General features: G+C 71.7%; 14 protein-coding genes. 1 reads left to right on the top strand and 13 read right to left on the bottom strand.

Annotated features, from left to right (window positions below; genetic code table 11):
* Nucleotides 1-45 precede the first annotated feature (45 nt).
* The 10 genes from OHT76_RS02770 to OHT76_RS02725 all read right to left on the bottom strand — a co-directional run bounded on the left by OHT76_RS02770 (nucleotide 46) and on the right by OHT76_RS02725 (nucleotide 12,932).
* Nucleotides 46-1,071: a polyprenyl synthetase family protein gene (locus tag OHT76_RS02770; protein ID WP_328869098.1), complete on the bottom strand. Its 1,026-nt coding sequence runs from the start codon at nucleotides 1,069-1,071 to the stop codon at nucleotides 46-48.
* Nucleotides 1,068-2,102 carry a tetratricopeptide repeat protein gene (locus OHT76_RS02765; protein ID WP_328869097.1) on the bottom strand — a complete coding sequence of 345 codons (1,035 nt, stop codon included), beginning with the start codon at nucleotides 2,100-2,102 and terminating at the stop codon, nucleotides 1,068-1,070. Before OHT76_RS02765 ends, OHT76_RS02770 begins: the two co-directional genes overlap by 4 nt.
* A 179-nt stretch (nucleotides 2,103-2,281) precedes the next feature.
* Nucleotides 2,282-2,959, bottom strand: a complete 678-nt coding sequence (locus OHT76_RS02760) for an AIM24 family protein (RefSeq protein WP_328869096.1) — start codon at nucleotides 2,957-2,959, stop codon at nucleotides 2,282-2,284.
* A gap of 55 nt (nucleotides 2,960-3,014) precedes the next feature.
* Nucleotides 3,015-4,262 carry a CAP domain-containing protein gene (locus tag OHT76_RS02755; RefSeq protein WP_328869095.1) on the bottom strand — a complete coding sequence of 416 codons (1,248 nt, stop codon included), beginning with the start codon at nucleotides 4,260-4,262 and terminating at the stop codon, nucleotides 3,015-3,017.
* A gap of 86 nt (nucleotides 4,263-4,348) precedes the next feature.
* Nucleotides 4,349-5,536 carry a serine hydrolase domain-containing protein gene (locus tag OHT76_RS02750; RefSeq protein WP_328869094.1) on the bottom strand — a complete coding sequence of 396 codons (1,188 nt, stop codon included), beginning with the start codon at nucleotides 5,534-5,536 and terminating at the stop codon, nucleotides 4,349-4,351.
* A 126-nt stretch (nucleotides 5,537-5,662) separates the two neighbouring features.
* Nucleotides 5,663-8,581 carry a helix-turn-helix transcriptional regulator gene (locus tag OHT76_RS02745; protein WP_443049906.1) on the bottom strand — a complete coding sequence of 973 codons (2,919 nt, stop codon included), beginning with the start codon at nucleotides 8,579-8,581 and terminating at the stop codon, nucleotides 5,663-5,665.
* Between the two features lie 140 nt (nucleotides 8,582-8,721).
* Entirely contained in the window at nucleotides 8,722-9,072 is a 351-nt protein-coding gene (locus OHT76_RS02740; protein ID WP_328869092.1) for a UBP-type zinc finger domain-containing protein, read from the bottom strand.
* Entirely contained in the window at nucleotides 9,069-10,529 is a 1,461-nt protein-coding gene (locus OHT76_RS02735; protein WP_328869091.1) for an ATP-binding protein, read from the bottom strand. Before OHT76_RS02735 ends, OHT76_RS02740 begins: the two co-directional genes overlap by 4 nt.
* The gene (locus OHT76_RS02730; protein WP_328869090.1) at nucleotides 10,526-12,202 is read right to left on the bottom strand and encodes an FAD-dependent oxidoreductase; all 1,677 of its coding nucleotides are present in this window, start codon (nucleotides 12,200-12,202) and stop codon (nucleotides 10,526-10,528) included. Before OHT76_RS02730 ends, OHT76_RS02735 begins: the two co-directional genes overlap by 4 nt.
* 121 nt (nucleotides 12,203-12,323) lie before the next feature.
* Entirely contained in the window at nucleotides 12,324-12,932 is a 609-nt protein-coding gene (locus tag OHT76_RS02725) for a dihydrofolate reductase family protein (RefSeq protein ID WP_328869089.1), read from the bottom strand.
* 118 nt (nucleotides 12,933-13,050) lie between these two features.
* Here OHT76_RS02725 and OHT76_RS02720 point away from each other — a divergent pair, with 118 nt between their 5' ends.
* On the top strand, nucleotides 13,051-13,926 hold the full coding sequence (locus OHT76_RS02720) for a universal stress protein (protein ID WP_328869088.1): 876 nt from the start codon (nucleotides 13,051-13,053) through the stop codon (nucleotides 13,924-13,926).
* Nucleotide 13,927: 1 nt separating this feature from the next.
* On the opposite strand, the gene OHT76_RS02715 is transcribed toward OHT76_RS02720, so the two are convergent.
* From OHT76_RS02715 to OHT76_RS02705, 3 genes are read right to left on the bottom strand one after another with little or no spacing between them, the layout of a single operon-like run.
* Nucleotides 13,928-15,157 carry a DUF4032 domain-containing protein gene (locus OHT76_RS02715; RefSeq protein ID WP_328869087.1) on the bottom strand — a complete coding sequence of 410 codons (1,230 nt, stop codon included), beginning with the start codon at nucleotides 15,155-15,157 and terminating at the stop codon, nucleotides 13,928-13,930.
* Nucleotides 15,158-15,198: 41 nt separating this feature from the next.
* Entirely contained in the window at nucleotides 15,199-15,945 is a 747-nt protein-coding gene (locus tag OHT76_RS02710; protein WP_328869086.1) for an MBL fold metallo-hydrolase, read from the bottom strand.
* A 51-nt stretch (nucleotides 15,946-15,996) separates the two neighbouring features.
* Nucleotides 15,997-16,623 (bottom strand): alpha-ketoglutarate-dependent dioxygenase AlkB, encoded by a 627-nt coding sequence (locus OHT76_RS02705; protein ID WP_328869085.1) that lies wholly within the window; start codon nucleotides 16,621-16,623, stop codon nucleotides 15,997-15,999.
* Nucleotides 16,624-16,733: the final 110 nt, after the last annotated feature.

Below are 16,733 nucleotides of genomic sequence, written 5' to 3'. Positions count from 1 at the left end.
ATGTGACGATTCCCGTTTGTTCATCCGGGGAGTCGAACACCCGTATCAGAGGTCGCGTCGCACCAGAAAGTCCAGCAGCGACCGCAACTCCCCGGCCGCGCCCGCTTCCAGAGGTACGGCGTCCAGGGCGGCCTCCGCGACGGCGATCCGGCGCCGGGCCTCGCGCAGCGCGGCCGACCGGCCGCCGGCCTGTTCGATCAGCGCGGCCGCGAGGCCGGAATCCTCGCCGGATTCCAGGAGTTCGGCCAGCCGCCGGGCCAGGGGAGTGTCGAGCGCGACCAGCACCGGGAACGTCTTCTTGCGTTCCCGCAGATCGCCGTGGACGGGCTTGCCGGTGATGGCGGGGTCGCCCCAGATGCCGAGGACGTCGTCGACGATCTGGAAGGCGATGCCGAGGTCCCGCCCGGCCCGGTCCAGCGCGGCGACCGTCGCGGGCGGCGCCCCGCCGAGCGCGGCACCCAACGCGGCCGCACAGCCCAGCAACGCACCCGTCTTGTGCTCGGCCATCGCCCGGTACTCCTCGGGCCGCACCCGCTCCGGTCCCGCCCAGGGGCGGGTCGCGAACAGCAGGTCGTCGGCCTGCCCGCGCACCAGATCCCCGAGCGCCACGGACAGCAGCCGTACGGCGCCGGCGCCCCCGGGTGCCGCGGCGAGCGTCTCGACGGCCAGCGCGAACAGGGCGTCGCCCGTGAGGACGGCCGGACCGGTGCCGTAGGCCTTCCACACCGTGGGGCGCCGGCGGCGGGCCGTGTCGCCGTCCATGATGTCGTCGTGCAGTAGCGAGAAGGCGTGCACCAGCTCCACCGCCACCGCGGCCGTCGTCCCGGCCTCGGTGGGACCGCCCACCGCCTCGGCGCAGAGCACGGCCAGCGCCTGCCGCACCCCCTTGCCCCCGGAGGCGGTGACCGGTGCGCCGCCCACCTCGCACCAGCCGAAGGAGTACGCGGCCATCTCACCCACCCAGGGATGCAGCCGCCCCACGGCCTCGGCGAGCGCGGGGCGGACCAACTCGCGGCAGCGGTCCAGTACTTGGACGCCGGTCAGCGGCGCCGTCGAGGGGAAGACCGTCACCGTACGACCTCCGCGCCGAGCTCCTCCTGCGCCCGGGCCACCATTTCCCGGGCGTGCTTGAGGCCGATCCGTTCCAACGTCCCTGCCAGTTCCGCCAGTTCGGCCGCCGTCTCGGCGTGGTCGCGGCCCAGTCGGGCCCTGGACTTGGTCAGGCCCAGGCGGGCCAGGGCCTGACCGCGCGGTTCGCTCATCGCGCGGAACTCGGCGAGCGCCTGCTCGTACAGCTCCCGGGCCTCGGCGTAACGACCCGCTCGGTACAGGACGTTGCCGCGCATCTTGTGGTTGTAGGCGAGCGCGCTGGAGAGGTTCATCGCCCGGCAGATCGCCTCCGCCTCGGACAGCAGCGTGAGCGCCCGCTCGGTGTCCCCGTCGCGCACCGATACGATGTCGGCGAGCCCGCGCAGCGCCCAGGCGTGCCCGCGCCGGTCCTCGGCGCGCGCGGCGATCTCGGCAGCCTCCTCGAACAGGGCGTACGCGGTGTCGTAGGAGCCGGTGTTGCGGTGGATCTGTGCGATGCCCTCCAGTGCCCACACGGTGTGCCGCGCCTCGCCGCGCCGCCGGGCCTCGGCGAGCAGTTGCTCGTGCAGCCGGGCGACGGCCTCGTAGTCGCCCTGGATCCGGCCCGTTTCGGCGAGGCCGGCCAGTGAGTATCCGCGGACGACGACGTCCCCGCCGCGCTCGCCGAGGTCGGCGGCGAGCTGGAGCAGGCGCCGGGCCAGCGCGAACTCGCCTCGCTGCCGGGCCAGGGTGCCGCCGCTCCACAGCGCCCAGGCCATCGCCGCGGTGTCCCCGGCCAGGCGGGCCGCGCGGTAACTCGCCTTCCACGCCTGATCCGCCTCCCCGATCTGCCCCAGCCGTCGGTGCGCCTCGGCGACCGCGAGCCCCGAGCGCGCCGCCTCGCCGTGCCGCCCCGTGCGCTCGGCGGCCCGCAACTCCTCGGTGCCGGCCGCCAGGACGTCGGTCAGCGAGGAGTTCACGGAGAGGGTGGTCAGGGCGCCCTGGTACTCCGGGGCGAATGCCTTGCCGTACATGGATGCCTTTCGGTCCGTATACACCCCATCTATACATTGAGCGTATACATGACGTGTATAGAACGTCGGAAACCAGCCCTGGCCCCCCAGGGGGACCAGGGCGGTGTGATCTGTTGTCGATCAAGACGTGGACGGAGCCGACAGGGTTGCCCGTGAGGCGTAGATCACCTCACGGACCGTCAGTGCTGCTGGGCCTTCTGCGGTGTCGCCTCGCTCGGCCGTACGACGACATAGCCCTCCCCGCTCAGCATCAGCTGGACGGCCTCCCCGGAGCCGCCGCGCAGCATCGACCCTATGGACTGCGAACGGTGCAGCGAGGTCGCAAGGCCCGCGCTCCAGCCGACCACAGCGTCCGTGTCGACGTACACCGGATACTGCGCCGACACCGGGATCACCAGCGGATTGCCGTCGCAGACCAGACCCAGCCGGCCCTGCCCGGTGAACACGCTGTTGAACAGGCCACCGCCGGTGATGCCGGCCCCCTTCACGGTCGCGATCCGGTACGACAGCGAGGCGTCGAAGCACAGGACGTTGCGGCCGTTGACGGTGAACTCGTCGCCGGGGTCGAGCTCGACGAGGAAGCAGTTCTGCGCCTCGTGCGCGAACCAGGCCTCGCCCTGTCCACGCACCGCCATCAGCGGCAACCCCTCCCCGGTGACCGCACGCTTGAGCATGCCGCCCACGCCCTGGCCCTTGCGCTCGAACTGGAGATTGCCCCGATAGGCGATCATCGCGCCCTGGCGGGCCAGCATCTCGCCGCTCACCGCGTATCTGATGCACTTGGCGTTCTCGACCGTCATGCCCGGCGCCGTGGCGGGCTGGACCATGTGCTCGCTGGAAAACAGGTCACCCTTCATAAGGGCATCGTGTCGCGGACGATGTCCTTCCGCCTAGATCGCGCGGCACCCCGCGTCAGGCGCCGAAGAGTTGGGTCCAGTACGTGCCTGCTTCGCCGCCGCCCGCGAAGCCGATGCCGATGTGGGTGAAGTCGCGCTTGAGGATGTTGGCGCGGTGGCCCGGGCTGTTCATCCAGCCCCGTACGACCTCGGCGGGGGAGCGCTGGCCGCAGGCTATGTTCTCGCCGATGGAGCGCCGCCGGGAGCCCGCCGCGGCCGCCCGGTCCCAGGGCTGGCTGCCCTCGGGCGAGGTGTGGGAGTAGAAGGCACGCGCGACCATGTCAGCGCTGTGCGCCTGCGCGGCGGTGGTGAGGACCGGGTCGACGGCCAGCGGGCGCAGACCGGCCCCGGCCCGCTCCCGGTTGGTGAGCTCCACGACCTCCATGGCGGTCCGGGCCAGATCCGCGGGGGTGAAAGGGCGGGCCCACAGCGCCGTCCAATAGACCTCGCCGGAGCGGGCGGGAACCTGGGCCAGTCCGGCATGGAGGAAGACCGGGTCGAGCAGCGTGCGCCGGGAGCGGTCGGAGCGCAGACAGTAGTCCACGAACTCGGCGGGCGAGCGGGGGCCGGACACCAGGTGCTCTCCGACGGTCACATACGTGTATCCGGTGGCGGTGACGCGCCGGTAGAGGCCCTCCCCGTCCAGGCGGCCGCGCCCTGCCATGGCGGTGGCATGGTCGCGCGCGGCGGAGGCCAGACGGGCGTTAAGGGTAATGGGCGGTGAACCGGCCGATGCCCGCGCGGAGTTGACGAGACCGACGAACCCGTCCGGGTCGGCGGGCGCGTCCTGTGCGACCTCCACCCCGAAGTCACGGGCCAGGCCCGCCAGCCCGTCCGCGTACCCCTGGCCCAGGGCCCGCAGCTTCCAACTACCGCCACGCCGGTACAGCTCCGCGAGCAGCAGCACCGTCTCCTGCCGGGGGCGCGGTGGGGCGAACCGGGCGAGGGTGCGACCGCCCGGGCCGGTGACATGGAGCAGGGGAGCGGGGAGGCTGCCGAGGGCGGTGCCGGGGTCGGTGGGGCTGATGACGATCGTGACCCGGGTGGCGCCCGCGCGCAGCCGCGCCGGGTCGACGGTCAGCGTGTCGCCGTGCAGCCGCGCTCCCGGGGCGGCCGGCTGGTTGTAGAACACGAAGTCGCCGTCACCGCGGACCTTGCCGCCGTCGTCCGTGATCAGCGCGGACACATCGAAGGGGCCGGACACCCGGACGGCCACGGCGCCGCCCGGGAGGGGCACATTGCCCCCGGGGACCAACTCGCTCATCGGCCGTCCTGGTGTCGTCGTACGCGTTCCGGAGGGAGATGTCCGGAAAACGTGCGCCGCACCGCGAGGGTTCCCGCCCCGCGAACTCAGCGCAGGAGCGCGCCCGGATCGACCCGCTCGCCGACCGAGGAACCGCGCGGCGCCTTCGCCTTCTTGCCGCAGAACGCCGACTCCAGCGTCCCCAGCATGGTGGTGTGCACCGTGCCGTTGTTGGAGGTGTTGGCGAGCGCCGCCAGCGAGCGCCGGCCGTCCTTGGTGGCGAACGCGTAGGTGTAGAAGCCCTGGACGGCGCCCGTGTGCCCGTACACCGACACCCCGCACGACAGATCCCGGCGCCGCAGCCCGAGCCCGTACGCCTGCCCCGAGCCCGCGGGCACCCACCGCTCCATCTGGGCCAGTTGCGCCGACGACGTCAGCTCGCCGCCGAGGAGGGCCGACAGGAAGGTGTTCAGATCCCGTGCGCTGGAGATGACGGCGCCCGCGCTCTGCGCCCAGGAGACCGTCTGCTCGGTGGCGTCGACCAGCGCGGCGCCGGGCGTGTCCGGGGTGAGATAGCCACGCGCGTGCCGGCCCGGGATTTTCGTGCCGGGATGGACGTAGAAGGTGTCGCTGAGTTTCAGCGGCGTGATGATCCGGTTCTGGTACTCGGTGTGCAGGGAGTTCCCGGTCAGCATCTTGATGAGCATGCCGGCGACGACGAAGTTGGTGTTGGAGTACGAGTAGGCGCCGCCCGGCGCGGTGGTGCGCGGCCTGGCCAGGGAGCGCGCCATCAGCTGCCGGTAGGTGAAGACCTTGGTGCGGACCGCCTCGAAGCCGGGAACCGTCTTCGCGAACATGTCGTTGGTGTAGTCGTACAGGCCACTGCGGTGGCTCAGGACGTGGCGCACGGTGATCCGGTCGTCGGGCAGCAGCCCGGGCAGATAGCGGTTGACCGAGGCGTCGAGCTTCAGCTTCTTCTCGTCGACGAGTTGCAGCAGGACGACGGCGGAGAAGGTCTTGGTGACACTGCCGATGCGGAACCGGTCGGTGGTGCCGAGAGCGCGCAGGGTCTTCCGGTCGGCGATGCCCGCGGCCGTCTTGGAGACCGTGCCGTGGTCGTCGATGCGGGCCATCGCGCCGGGCGCGCCCTGCTGCATCGCCGTGCGCAGGACGCCGCGCAGGGCCGCGAGGTCGGGCTCGGGTTCCTGGGGTGCCGCGTGCGCCGGGACCGCCAGGAGGGAGAGGAGGGCCGCAGCCCCCAACGCCGTGCCCTTGCCCACCGTTGCTGAGACCATCCGAGTCCTCTCCCAGTTCTTCTGACACATCGTCACGGCGACGCACAGTAGTGCCAGGGAGAGAAGAAAAGATGGTCATTCAGGTCATATGCGGATATGGCTCACCCGTACGAGGCGTGCGGAGGCTCAGCCGGATGCCGTCGGCTCCGGTGCGATCAGGCCCTCGCGGTAGGCGATGGCCACCGCCTCGCCACGGCTCGCCGCGCCCAGCTTGGCGAGGATGTTGGAGACGTGGACGCTCGCCGTCTTGCCGCTGATGAACAGTTCCTCGCCGATCTGCCGGTTGCTGCGGCCACGGGCCAGCAGTCGCAGTACGTCCTGCTCCCGGGCGGTCAGCGGCGAGGTGGTGTGGTCCCGCGTGTCCGACAGACGGCCCCGGCGGATCAGCGCATCCACCCGCTCCAGCAGCGGCAGTGCGCCGAGCCGCGCGGCGGTCTCCCGTACCGCCGCCGCCTCGACGGCCGCCTCCTCGCGCCGCTCGGCCGTCAACAGGGCCTCGGCGTACCGGAGCCGGCAGCGCGCCAGCTCGTAGGCGTCGCCGTAGTCGAACGCGGCCACCACCTTGCCCCAGGACTCCGCGTCCGGCCCCGAAGTCGCCCGCAGCCACTCCGCCTCGGCACGGGCCAGCCACGCCATACCCTCGGGCCCCTGCGGCGCCCGGTCCGCGCTCTGCATGGCCGAGTCCCGCGCCAGCTCCATGAGCTCCGTCGCCGTGTCCGCACACCGCCCGGCCCCGGCCTCGTCGCCGCTGCGCCGCAGCTCGGCGGCCCGGTCGGCCACGGCGGACAGCGCGAGAGCGGCGAGCCGCACCGTCACATCGGGGCGGAACCCCGCGTCGTCGGTGAGCGCGTCGACCGTGGACCGCATGCGCTCGACCGCCGCCTCCGCATCGCCCGCCAGCCCGGCGGCGTCGGTCAGCACGATGCCCGCGACCAGCGTGCCCATCCAGTCGAACGGCCCCACCAGCAGCGCCCGGGCCCGCTCGGCGGCCTGCAGGTCACCGCGGGCCAGAGACACGTACCAGGCGGGCCCGGACGTGTACCCGCCCGCCGTCGGCAGCACGTCGGTGTCGCTCGCCGCGGCCCGGACGCACTCGTCCCAGCGGCCCAGCGTGTACATCACCAGCAGCCGCAGATAGCGCATCTCCATCGGATACGTCGAGGACAGCAGCCCGGCGCGGCGGGCGCGGTCGAGACCCTCGGTCAGCCACGGCAGGCACTCCTCCAGCTCGCCCGCCTCGTAACTGCCCATGGCGAAGTGGAGCAGGGCGCGCAGCTCCACCGGCGCGTTGCCCGAAGTCCGCGCCAGGTCCCGGGCCTCGCGCAGCCGCTCCCGGCCCTCGGGGCTGCGCCGGCCGTCACCTTCGAGGATCGCCAGGGAGATGAGCAGATCGGCCCGGGCGTCCGCCACCCCCAACCGCTCGGCGACGGCCAGCGCCTCGCGGGCCACCCGCAACGCCGTGTCGTTCTCCCCGACCTGACGTGCCGCCAGCACATGGGTGGCGGCCGCCCATACCCAGGTGGGCGACGGGGGCTCGGCGGGGATCAGGGCGAGCGCCTCGCTGCTGTGGGCGTAGGCCGCGCTCAGGTTGTCGACGGTCATCAGATTGCCCGCGAGCGTGTAACGGACCCGGGCGGCCAGTTCCGAGTCCGCCTCCTGGTCGACGCCCGCCAGCGCGGCCCGGGTCAGCGCGACCGCGCGGTGCGCCTCACCGGCGTGCGCCGCCGCGGAGGAGGCGCGCAGGGTGAGCGTCACCCGGTCGCTGCCCTCGCCCGAGGGCCGCGCGGACGGCTCCACCGCCGGCCACAGGTCGAGCGCGGCCTCCAGATGCCGTAGCTCCTCGGCGGGAGCGCCGACCCGGTGGGCGTGGTCGGCGGCCTCCAGCGAGGCGGTGAGCGCCTCGGCCAGGTCGTGGCTCTCGCGGTAGTGGTGGGCGCGCTCGGCGGCGGTCTCGGCGCGCCGGGGCCGCCCTGCCAGCAGCCGGGCGAACGCGCCGTGCAGCCGGGACCGTTCGCCCGGCAGCAGATCGGCGTAGACCGCCTCGCGTGCGAGGGCGTGCCGGAAGGAGTACGTGTCGCCGTCCCCCGGGACCAGCAGTTGGCGTCCCAGGGCCTCGCGCAGCGCCGACTCCAGCTCGCCCTCGGGCAGGCCCGCGGCGTCCCGCAGCAGGTCGTGCTCGACGCGCCGCCCGGCGACCGCGGCGGTGCGCAGCACCTGCTGGGCGGTGTCGGACAGTTGCTCGAACCGGATCAGCAGGACATCGGCAAGACCGCTCGGCACACCGCCGGCCTCGGTGTCCGTGGCCGCGAGCAGTTCCTCGGCGTAGAAGGCGTTGCCCTCGGCCCGCTCGACGATCCGGCGGACCGTGGTCTCCGGCAGCGGACGCTCCTCCAGAGCCCGCACCAGCCGGGTCACCTCGGCGTCGGCCAGCGGCCGCAGCTCAAGCCGCTCCACCGCGGGCAGCCGTACGAGCTCGGCCAGCAGTGGGCGCAAGGGATGCCGCCGGTGCAGATCGTCCGCACGGTAGGAGGCCAGCACCGCGACCCCGCCCGCCGACCGTTGCAGCACACCCCGGCTGAGCAGGAATCGCAGCAGATCCCGGGAGGACTGATCGGCCCAGTGCAGGTCTTCCAGGACGAGCAGCAGCGGGGCCACGTCCGCAAGGTCGGCCAGCAGTGCGGCCATCCCTTCGAACAGTTGCAGTCGCCCGCTGGAATCCCGCTCGGCGGTCCCCAGGATCCGACCGACCACCGGATGCGCGGCCATGACCTCCGCGAATCGCGGCTCCCCGGCGAGCACCCCCAACACTTCGGTGAACGGCAGATACGGCAGACCGACATCACCGAGATCAACGCAGTGCCCGGTGAGGACGGTCATTCCGTCCGTCGTGGCCCGCGAGGCCACCTCGTCCAGCACCCGCGTCTTACCGACCCCGGCATCCCCGGCAACAAGCACGGCCCGAGCCTCACCGCCACGGGCCCGCTCAAGCACACCAAGGAGCCGGGCGAGTTCTTGATCCCGACCGACGAGAGGAGAGGGCGACATGATCTGCGGCACAGCCTCATCCTGGCACGCTTGTCCGACCTGGAGGGGCGCGGGACTGCGCCGATATGCGGCTCTGAAGCGTGGGCGCGAGAAACCACGACGAGCCCGCACCCGCCGACGAGACGCGCAGCCCCGAACTCCTAGGCGCCCTTCAATACCTGGGCCCAGTCCGAAGGAACTCGCCCCGCAGGCCCCGGCGAAGGCTGATCCACCGGATGACTCACCGGCGGAGCCAACTCCGGCCCCGACTCATACAGCTCGGACGAGCCGTAGTCCCAGAACCACCCCTCACCCGGTTCGAAACTCTGCACCACAGGATGCCCCGTGGCCTTGAAATGCTCGGTGGCATGCTTCGCAGGAGAGGAGTCACAGCACCCCACGTGCCCGCACTGCGCACACCGCCGCAGATGGAACCACCACCCCCCGTGCTCGTCGCACTCCACGCACCCGGCGCCGCTGGGCGGAACACTGGGATCGATACCGTTGGTCATACGGACTCCTCGTTCGTGTCGTCCTCCGCGGCAGCGGTGAGCGGAAGCAGCACCTGGAACCGCGTGTCACCCGGCTCGGACTCGACCTGGAGCGTGCCGTGATGCTTGTTGACCACGATCCGCCAGGAGATGTCCAGACCGAGCCCGGTGCCCTCGCCGACCGGCTTGGTGGTGAAGAAGGGATCGAAGATCCGCCCGCGGTTCTCCGGCGGGATACCGACGCCGGTGTCGCGGAACTCCACCAGCAGCCGGTCGTGGTCCGATGCCGTCCGCACGATCAACGTGCCTTCTCCGCCCGCGCTGTTGATGGCGGAGACCGCGTTGTCGATGAGGTTGGTCCACACCTGGTTGAGCTCCGCCGGGTACGCGGGGATCTCCGGGAGGGCGTGGTCGTACTCCTTGACGACCTTGATCTGCGGGCCGATCTTCCCGGAGAGCATCAGCAGGGTGCTGTCGAGGAGTTCATGGACGTCCACGCTGCGGAAGGGGGCGCGGTCGAGCTGGGAGTACTGCTTGGCGGCGTCGACCAGGTGCGAGATACGGGTTGTGGAGTCCGCGATCTCGTCCATCAACAGCTCGGTCTCGACGGTGTAGTTGAGCCAGCCGATCGCCCCGGGAAGGATGTCCTCGTCCACGGCCGCGGCGACCTGCTCCAGCCAGTCGACGTCGAGCCCGGCCTGGACGAAGGTCGGCGCGAGACGCCAGCCTTCCGGGATGCCCTGGTCGTCGAGCCAGTCGGTGAGCGCGTCCTCGCGGTCGGCGGCCTCCAGCGGGCTCAAGGTGGGCGCCTTGCCGACGCGTTCGGCGGTGCGCTCCTGGATGTCGATGAGACTGGCCAGGCTCTCGCGCGGGTACGGACCGGAGGAGATCACGGCCAGCTTGTGCCGCATCTTCGCCACCCGCTCGCGCAGGGTGGCGGTGGCCCGTACGGCCGCGGCGGCGGGATTGTTGAGCTCGTGGGTGAGCCCCGCGGACAACGAGCCGAGCGCCAGCAGCCGTTCACGCTGCCCGATGACCCGCTGGGTGGCCTTCGAGCCGAAGAACAGCCCCTCCAGCAGATGCACGGCCATCGGGAACCACTCCCGCATGATGGCCGCGAAGGTGTCGGCGGGCAGCACGAAGAACCGCGTCGGCTCCGTCACGCGCATGGAGTTGTTGTAGACCTGCCGCGCCCGGTCCCCGAGGTAGGCCTGCATGGCCCCCGAATACACCCCGCGCTGGGAGCTGCGGATCACTTCCACATCGTCCGCGCCGACCCGGCGGGACAGGATGACGGTGCCCTCGATCATGACGTAGAAGCAGGTGGCCGGATCGCCCTCGGCGTACACCGGCCCCGGCTCGAACCTCTCCACCCGCCCCTCGGCGCACAGCCTGCCGAGCTGCTCGGGGGAGAGCTTCTCGAACAGGAACAGCGAGCCGATCTCCGCGGGGCTGCACGGCACGGGCTGCCCGCTCACGACTGCTCCAGATAACGGTGGACGAGCATCACGGCCATGGCTCCCTCTCCTACGGCGGACGCGACCCGCTTGGCGGACTCGGCGCGCGCGTCGCCGGCCACGAAGACGCCGGGCACATTGGTCTCCAGGTGGTACGGCGGCCGGTCCAGCTCCCAGTCCGCCGGCGGCCGTCCGTCGGGGGTGAGGTCGGGCCCGGCGAGGATGAAGCCGCCGCTGTCGCGCAGCACGGTGCCGTCCAGCCAGTCGGTCAGCGGAGCGGCGCCGATGAACACGAACAGCCAGTGCGCGTCGACGAGTTCGATGTCCCCGGTCTCCGTGTCGCGCAGCGTCAGCTGTTCGAGGTGACCGTCGCCGTGGGCGGCGTCGACGACCGTCCGCGGGCGGACCGAGATGTTGGGCGCCTCGTTGATCTGCTGGATCAGATAGTGCGACATCGACGCCGACAGATCCGCCCCGCGCACCAGCAGCGTCACCGACTTCGCCCCCTTGGACAGATACATCGCCGCCTGTCCCGCGGAGTTGGCGCCGCCGACGATGTACACGTCCTGGCCCTGGCAGGAGGGCGCCTCGGTCAGCGCGGAGCCGTAGAACACTCCGCAGCTGGTCAGTTCGGCACAGCCGGGCGCCCGGAGCTGCCGGTACGACACACCGGTCGCCAGGATCACGCTGTGCGCGGCGATGGCCGAACCGTCCGAGAACCGCACGATGCGCGCGGCGCCGCTGACCTCCAGGCCGGTGACCTCGCGCGCGGTGAGGACCTCGGCACCGAACTTGGCGGCCTGGCGGCGGGCCCGGTCGGTGAGCTGGGCGCCGGACACCCCGTCCGGGAACCCGAGATAGTTCTCGATCCGCGAGCTCTGCCCGGCCTGCCCGCCGGTGGCCGATCGCTCCACCAACACCGTCCGCAGCCCCTCGGACGCCCCGTACACCGCGGCCCCGAGCCCGGCGGGCCCGCCGCCGATGACGACGAGGTCGTAGAAGTCGGCGGTCGGCGTGGTCGCGAGACCGACATGCGAGGCGAGCTCCGGCACATCCGGCTCGACCAGCGGAGTCCCCTCCGGCGTGATCACCAGAGGCAGCCGCCGCCCGTCCTGCCCCGCGGCGGCGAGCAGTCGCTGCCCCTCGGGCTCGTCGGCGGAGTACCAGCGATAGGGCACCTGATTCCGGGCGAGGAACTCCCGTACGTCGGACGACCGGGCCGACCACCGGTGCCCGACGACCTTGGTCGCGGGAACGGGCCGGTAGTCACTGCACCGCCAGGCCTCCAGCAGGTCGTCCAGGACGGGGTAGAGCTTCTCCTCGGGCGGATCCCAGGGCTTGAGCAGATAATGATCGAGATCGACGACATTGATGGCGTCGATGGCCGCGCTGGTGTCGGCGTACGCGGTGAGCAGGATCCGCCGGGCGCCGGGATGGATGTCCATGGCCCGTTCGAGGAACTCGATGCCGTTCATCTGCGGCATCCGGTAGTCGGCCAGAATCACCGCCACGAGATCGCCGCGCAGCTTCAGCTCCCGCAGCGCCTCCAGCGCGGATTCCCCGGACTCGGCCCGCACGATCCGGTACGACTCGCCGTAGCGCCGCCGCAGATCCCGCGCGACGGCACGGGAGACCCCCGGGTCGTCGTCCACGGTCATGATGACGGCCCGCGCGGATTCGGCGGCCTGTGCCATACGACTCCCACCCCGAGTGGTTCCGGTGCCCCGGCACGGCGACGACAGCCACCGGGCCGACTGTGGCCATCGTATGTTCGATCGTCCGGCTTCGCTCAGGTATGGGGGAGGGCCCCTGCGGTCAGGACAGCACGCGGTAGGTCACGTGCGTGACCAGACTCGCCGCCCGGGATGTCACCTGCTCCAGCTTCAGCGGCGGGACCCCGTCGAACACCCGGGTGCCGGCGCCGAGCGTGAACGGCACGATGTGCAGTCGCAGCTCGTCGACCAGGCCGGCGGCGAGGTACTGGTTGATGGTGGTCGCGCCGCCGTGGATCAGGACCTCGCCGCCGCCGGCCGCCGCGCGTGCCTGTGCCAGGGCCGACTCGATTCCGTCGGTGACGAAGTAGTACGTGGTGCCGCCGTCCATCGGCTGCGGCTCGCGCGCGTGGTGGGTGAGCACGAACACCGGCGCGTGGAACGGCGGATTGTCGCCCCACCAGCCGTTCCACTGCCGATCCCACGCGCCGCGCACGGGGCCGAACATGTTGCGCCCCATGATGAAGGCCTTGGCGGCGGCCAGCCGGTCGATCTCCGCCCGGTTCTCGTCGGGAGTGTCGAACATCCAGGCATGCAGCTGAGCGCCCGAGCCGTCGCCGCCGTCGTCGCCGAACGGGCGTTCCTCAGACTGGTTGAGCCCGGCCGAGTACCCGTCGGCCGTGACCGTGATGTCGCAGACCACCTTGCCCATGCGTCCGACCTCCGTCGCACCGCGTCGTCAGCGGTCTTGTTCCCGCTCCGAAGCCATGGGAGCAGGGTAGTGAAGACTGGGAGCACGGACGTGACCGCGACACAGGGAGGCACCCGCCATGACGCGCCCGATCACGGCAGGATTCGACGGAACCGAGGAGAGCGTGGCCGCAGTGGGGTGGGCGGCCCGTGAGGCGGTTCGGCGGGGGCTGGCGCTGCGGGTGGTGCATGCCTGGCGGTTCCAGCCGTTGGAGGCCGTCGAGGAGGCCGATCCGGACGCGCAGGCCCAGTGGGCGCGGGAGGCGGTGGCGCAGGCCGCTCGGGACATCGGTGAGCGGCATCCCGGTCTTGAGGTGTCGACCGACGTACTGGAAGGCGGGCCCGTCGACGCGCTGGTCGCCGCCGCCGTGGACGCCGAGATGCTCGTGCTCGGGTCGCGGGGGCACGGCGCCGTCGTCGGGTTCCTGCTCGGCTCCGTCGGGCAGCAGGTGATCGTCGAGGCCGAGCGGCCCGTCGTGCTGGTGCGCGCCGGGGACCGGCCCTCAGTCGAGGCCGCCGCGCACGAGGTCGTCGTGGGTCAGCAGGGCGAGCCGGAGGACAGCGCGGCGGCGCTGCGGTTCGCGTTCGAGACGGCTGCGGCGCGCGGAGCTACCGTGCGGGCGGTGCGCGCCTGGACGCTGCCGCCGCTGTTCGCGTACAGCCCGTCCTCACTCAAGCTGCTCGACGAAGCGGGCGGTCTCGAGCCGTACGAGAAGAAGGCGCTGGCCGCGGCGGTGCAGCCGTGGCGGGAGCGGTTCCCGGACGTCCGTGTCGTGGAGCACGTGGAGATGGGCAGTGCGGGGCAGGTGCTGCTGTCGGTGGCGGGACGGGCCCAGCTGATGGTCGTCGGGCGTCGCGCCCACCGTACGGCCGTGGGTGCGCGGATCGGCTCGGTCGCGCACGGCGTGCTGCACCACGCGGACTGCCCGGTGGCCGTGGTGCCGCCCGCCTCTTGAGTCAGCCCGCGCCCGGGAGCGTTTCGCGCAGCTTGGGCAGGATGCTCTCGACGTAGTCGCGTACGGCCGTGTCCAGGCCGATGTCGTGCTGTGCGCGCTCGGACAGGTACCAACGGTGTTCGAGGAGTTCGTGGTAGAGCTCCGCCGGGTCCATCGAGCCGCGCAGTTCGAGCGGGACCGCCCGCACCGTGGGGCGGAACACGTCCCGCACCCAGCGATGGGCGAGGACCTCGGGGCGGGCGGCGAGGGGGTCGCCCGGGGCGTAGTCGTCCTGGGTGGCCATCCAGCTCTCCAGGTCGTTCAGCAGCCGCCGGGCCTGGTTCTCCTCGGTGTCCAGACCCGTCAGGCGCAGCAGTTGGCGCTGGTGGTGGCCGGCGTCGACGACCTTGGGGACGAAGGTGACGGTGTCGCCGTTGGAGGAGTGGTCGATCTGCATCTCCGCGACGTCGAAGCCGAGGTCGTTCAGGCGGCGTATGCGGCGCTCTATGTAGTGGTACTTGCCCGCCGGATAGACCGAGGTGCGGGTCAGTTCCTGCCACAGGCCCTGGTAGCGGGCGCATATCTCGGTGCCGAACTCGATCGGGTCCACCGAGGGATGCAGCGCCCCGGACGCCTCCAGGTCCAGCAGCTCACCGCTGATGTTGACCCGGGCGAGATCGAGGTCGTAGTCGCGCTGCCCGGAGCTGAGCCGCGGGTGCAGGTCGCCGGTCTCGGCATCGACGAGATAGGCGGCGTACGCGCCCGCGTCGCGCCGGAAGAGCGTGTTGGACAGCGAGCAGTCGCCCCAGGCGAACCCGGCCAGGTGCAGCCGCACCAGCAGCACCGCCAGCGCGTCCATCAGGCGGTGCATGGTCGCCGGGCGCATCGTCGTCTCGAACATCGAGCGGTACGGCATGGAGCCGCCGAGGTGCCGGGTGACCAGCACCGACTCCAGGGGACCGCCGTCGGCGTCGACGCGTCCGGTGACGACGGCGAGGGGGTCCACCGCCGGGATGCCGATCCGGTCCAGGTCGCGCAGCAGCTCGTACTCGCGCAGCGCGGGCCGTTCGGCCAGCTCCTTGACCGCGATCACCTCGTCGCCGGCGCGGGCGTAGCGCACGACGTGCCGGGAGATACCGCGCGGCAGCGGCACGAGGTACTCCTCCGGCCACTCCTCCAGCGGCAGGTGCCACGGCAGCTCCAACAGGAGCGCGGGGTGCTCGGGGTTGGTCGCGCTGATCTGCAGAGCCATGGGCGGGGTGTCCTCGTCTCGCCGGTGATCGTCAGCTCAGCCTAGACGGCACGCTCCCGGGCCTGAAGTGCCGCTTCACGGACCGGACCGCGATGGACGGGGCCGTGGCCGGGCAGGAGCAGGTCGGCCTCCAGGGCGCCGAGCAGATCCAGCGAGGCCATGGCGCGAGCGCGCTCGTGGTGGAACATGTCCGGCAGCAGATGCGGACCCTTGATCCGGGACGTCGGGTGTCCGCTCACCAGGGCGTCGCCCGCGATCAGTACGCCGGTGTGCGGCAGGTGGAAGGCGCAGTGGCCGTTGGTGTGGCCCGGCGTGTGCACGGGCACCGGCCGGCCGGGCAGGTCGAGCGGGGCGTCCATCGCGAGCGCCTGAGGCGCGGTGACCGGAACATGGGCCTTGCCGCCGGAGCGGAGCGCGTGCAGCGCCCACGGCAGGACACCCGGCCGCCAGCCGTTCCTCAGCACCTGCCCGACGGACACCTGATGCAGGAACTCCCGCCGCGCGTGCGGCATTTCGGCCTCGTGCAGCAGCACCGGCGCGCCGTACGTGGCGCGCAGGAACTCGGCCGAACCCACGTGGTCGTTGTGGGCGTGCGTGATCAGTACGGCAGCCACGGCCTCCGGTGAACTCCCCACCTGGGCAAGGGAGGCGAGCACCTGCTCCCGGTCCCCGGGATACCCGGTGTCGATCAGCGTGACCGCGTCCCCCTCGGAGAGGATGACCCAGTTGGTGTTGCTGCCGTGCACCAGATAGGTGCCGTCGGCGACTTGGCGCACGTCTGCCCGCATGATCGTCCCGCATCCCGAGGTTCCTGCCCGACGGGAACAGCAAACCAGAACTCAATTCACGCCGTGCGGGCGGAACTGGATGCTGATGCGCGGGCCGGCGGCGCGCGAGCTCTTCGGGATCGCGTGCTCCCACGTCCGCTGGCAGGAGCCGCCCATCACGATCAGGTCGCCGTGGCCGAGGGGCCGGCGTACGGTCTCGCCGCCGCCCATCGGGCGCAGCAGCAGGTCCCGGGGTGCGCCCACCGAAACGATCGCGACCATCGTGTCCTCGCGCGCACCCCGGCCGATCCGGTCGCCGTGCCAGGCGACGCTGTCCCGGCCGTCGCGGTAGTAGCAGAGCCCCGCCGTGGTGAACGGCTCGCCCAGCTCCTCGGCGTAGTGCGCCGTGAGCGCCGCCCTTGCCTCGTCCAGCACGGGATGCGGCAGCGGGTCGTGCGCGCCGTAAAAGGCGAGCAGTCGGGGTACGTCGACGACCTGGTCGTACATCTTCCGGCGCTCGGCGCGCCAGGGCACGTCCGTGGCGAGCTGTTCGAACAGGGTGTCGGAGCCGCTGAGCCAGCCCGGCAGTACATCGATCCAGGCGCCCCGGGCGAGCCCGGTCCGGCGGATCCCGTCGAGGGAGCCGAGCTCCAGCTGGTCCGTCTGGTCGAAGAGGGAGCCCTGGAGGTGCGTGGTCATGGGTCCAGCGTACTCCGTAATCGAAAATCTGTTCCCATGGATAAACGGCGCTGCCGCTGACCTTTCGATGCACTGGTGTATCGGATACATTCCCGTATCGAACGAAGGGA

The organism is Streptomyces sp. NBC_00287 (assembly GCF_036173105.1).
In the GTDB taxonomy this organism is placed as follows: domain Bacteria; phylum Actinomycetota; class Actinomycetes; order Streptomycetales; family Streptomycetaceae; genus Streptomyces.
Note: the sequence above shows the minus strand (reverse complement) of the source record. Positions and strands in the feature narration are given on the sequence as shown.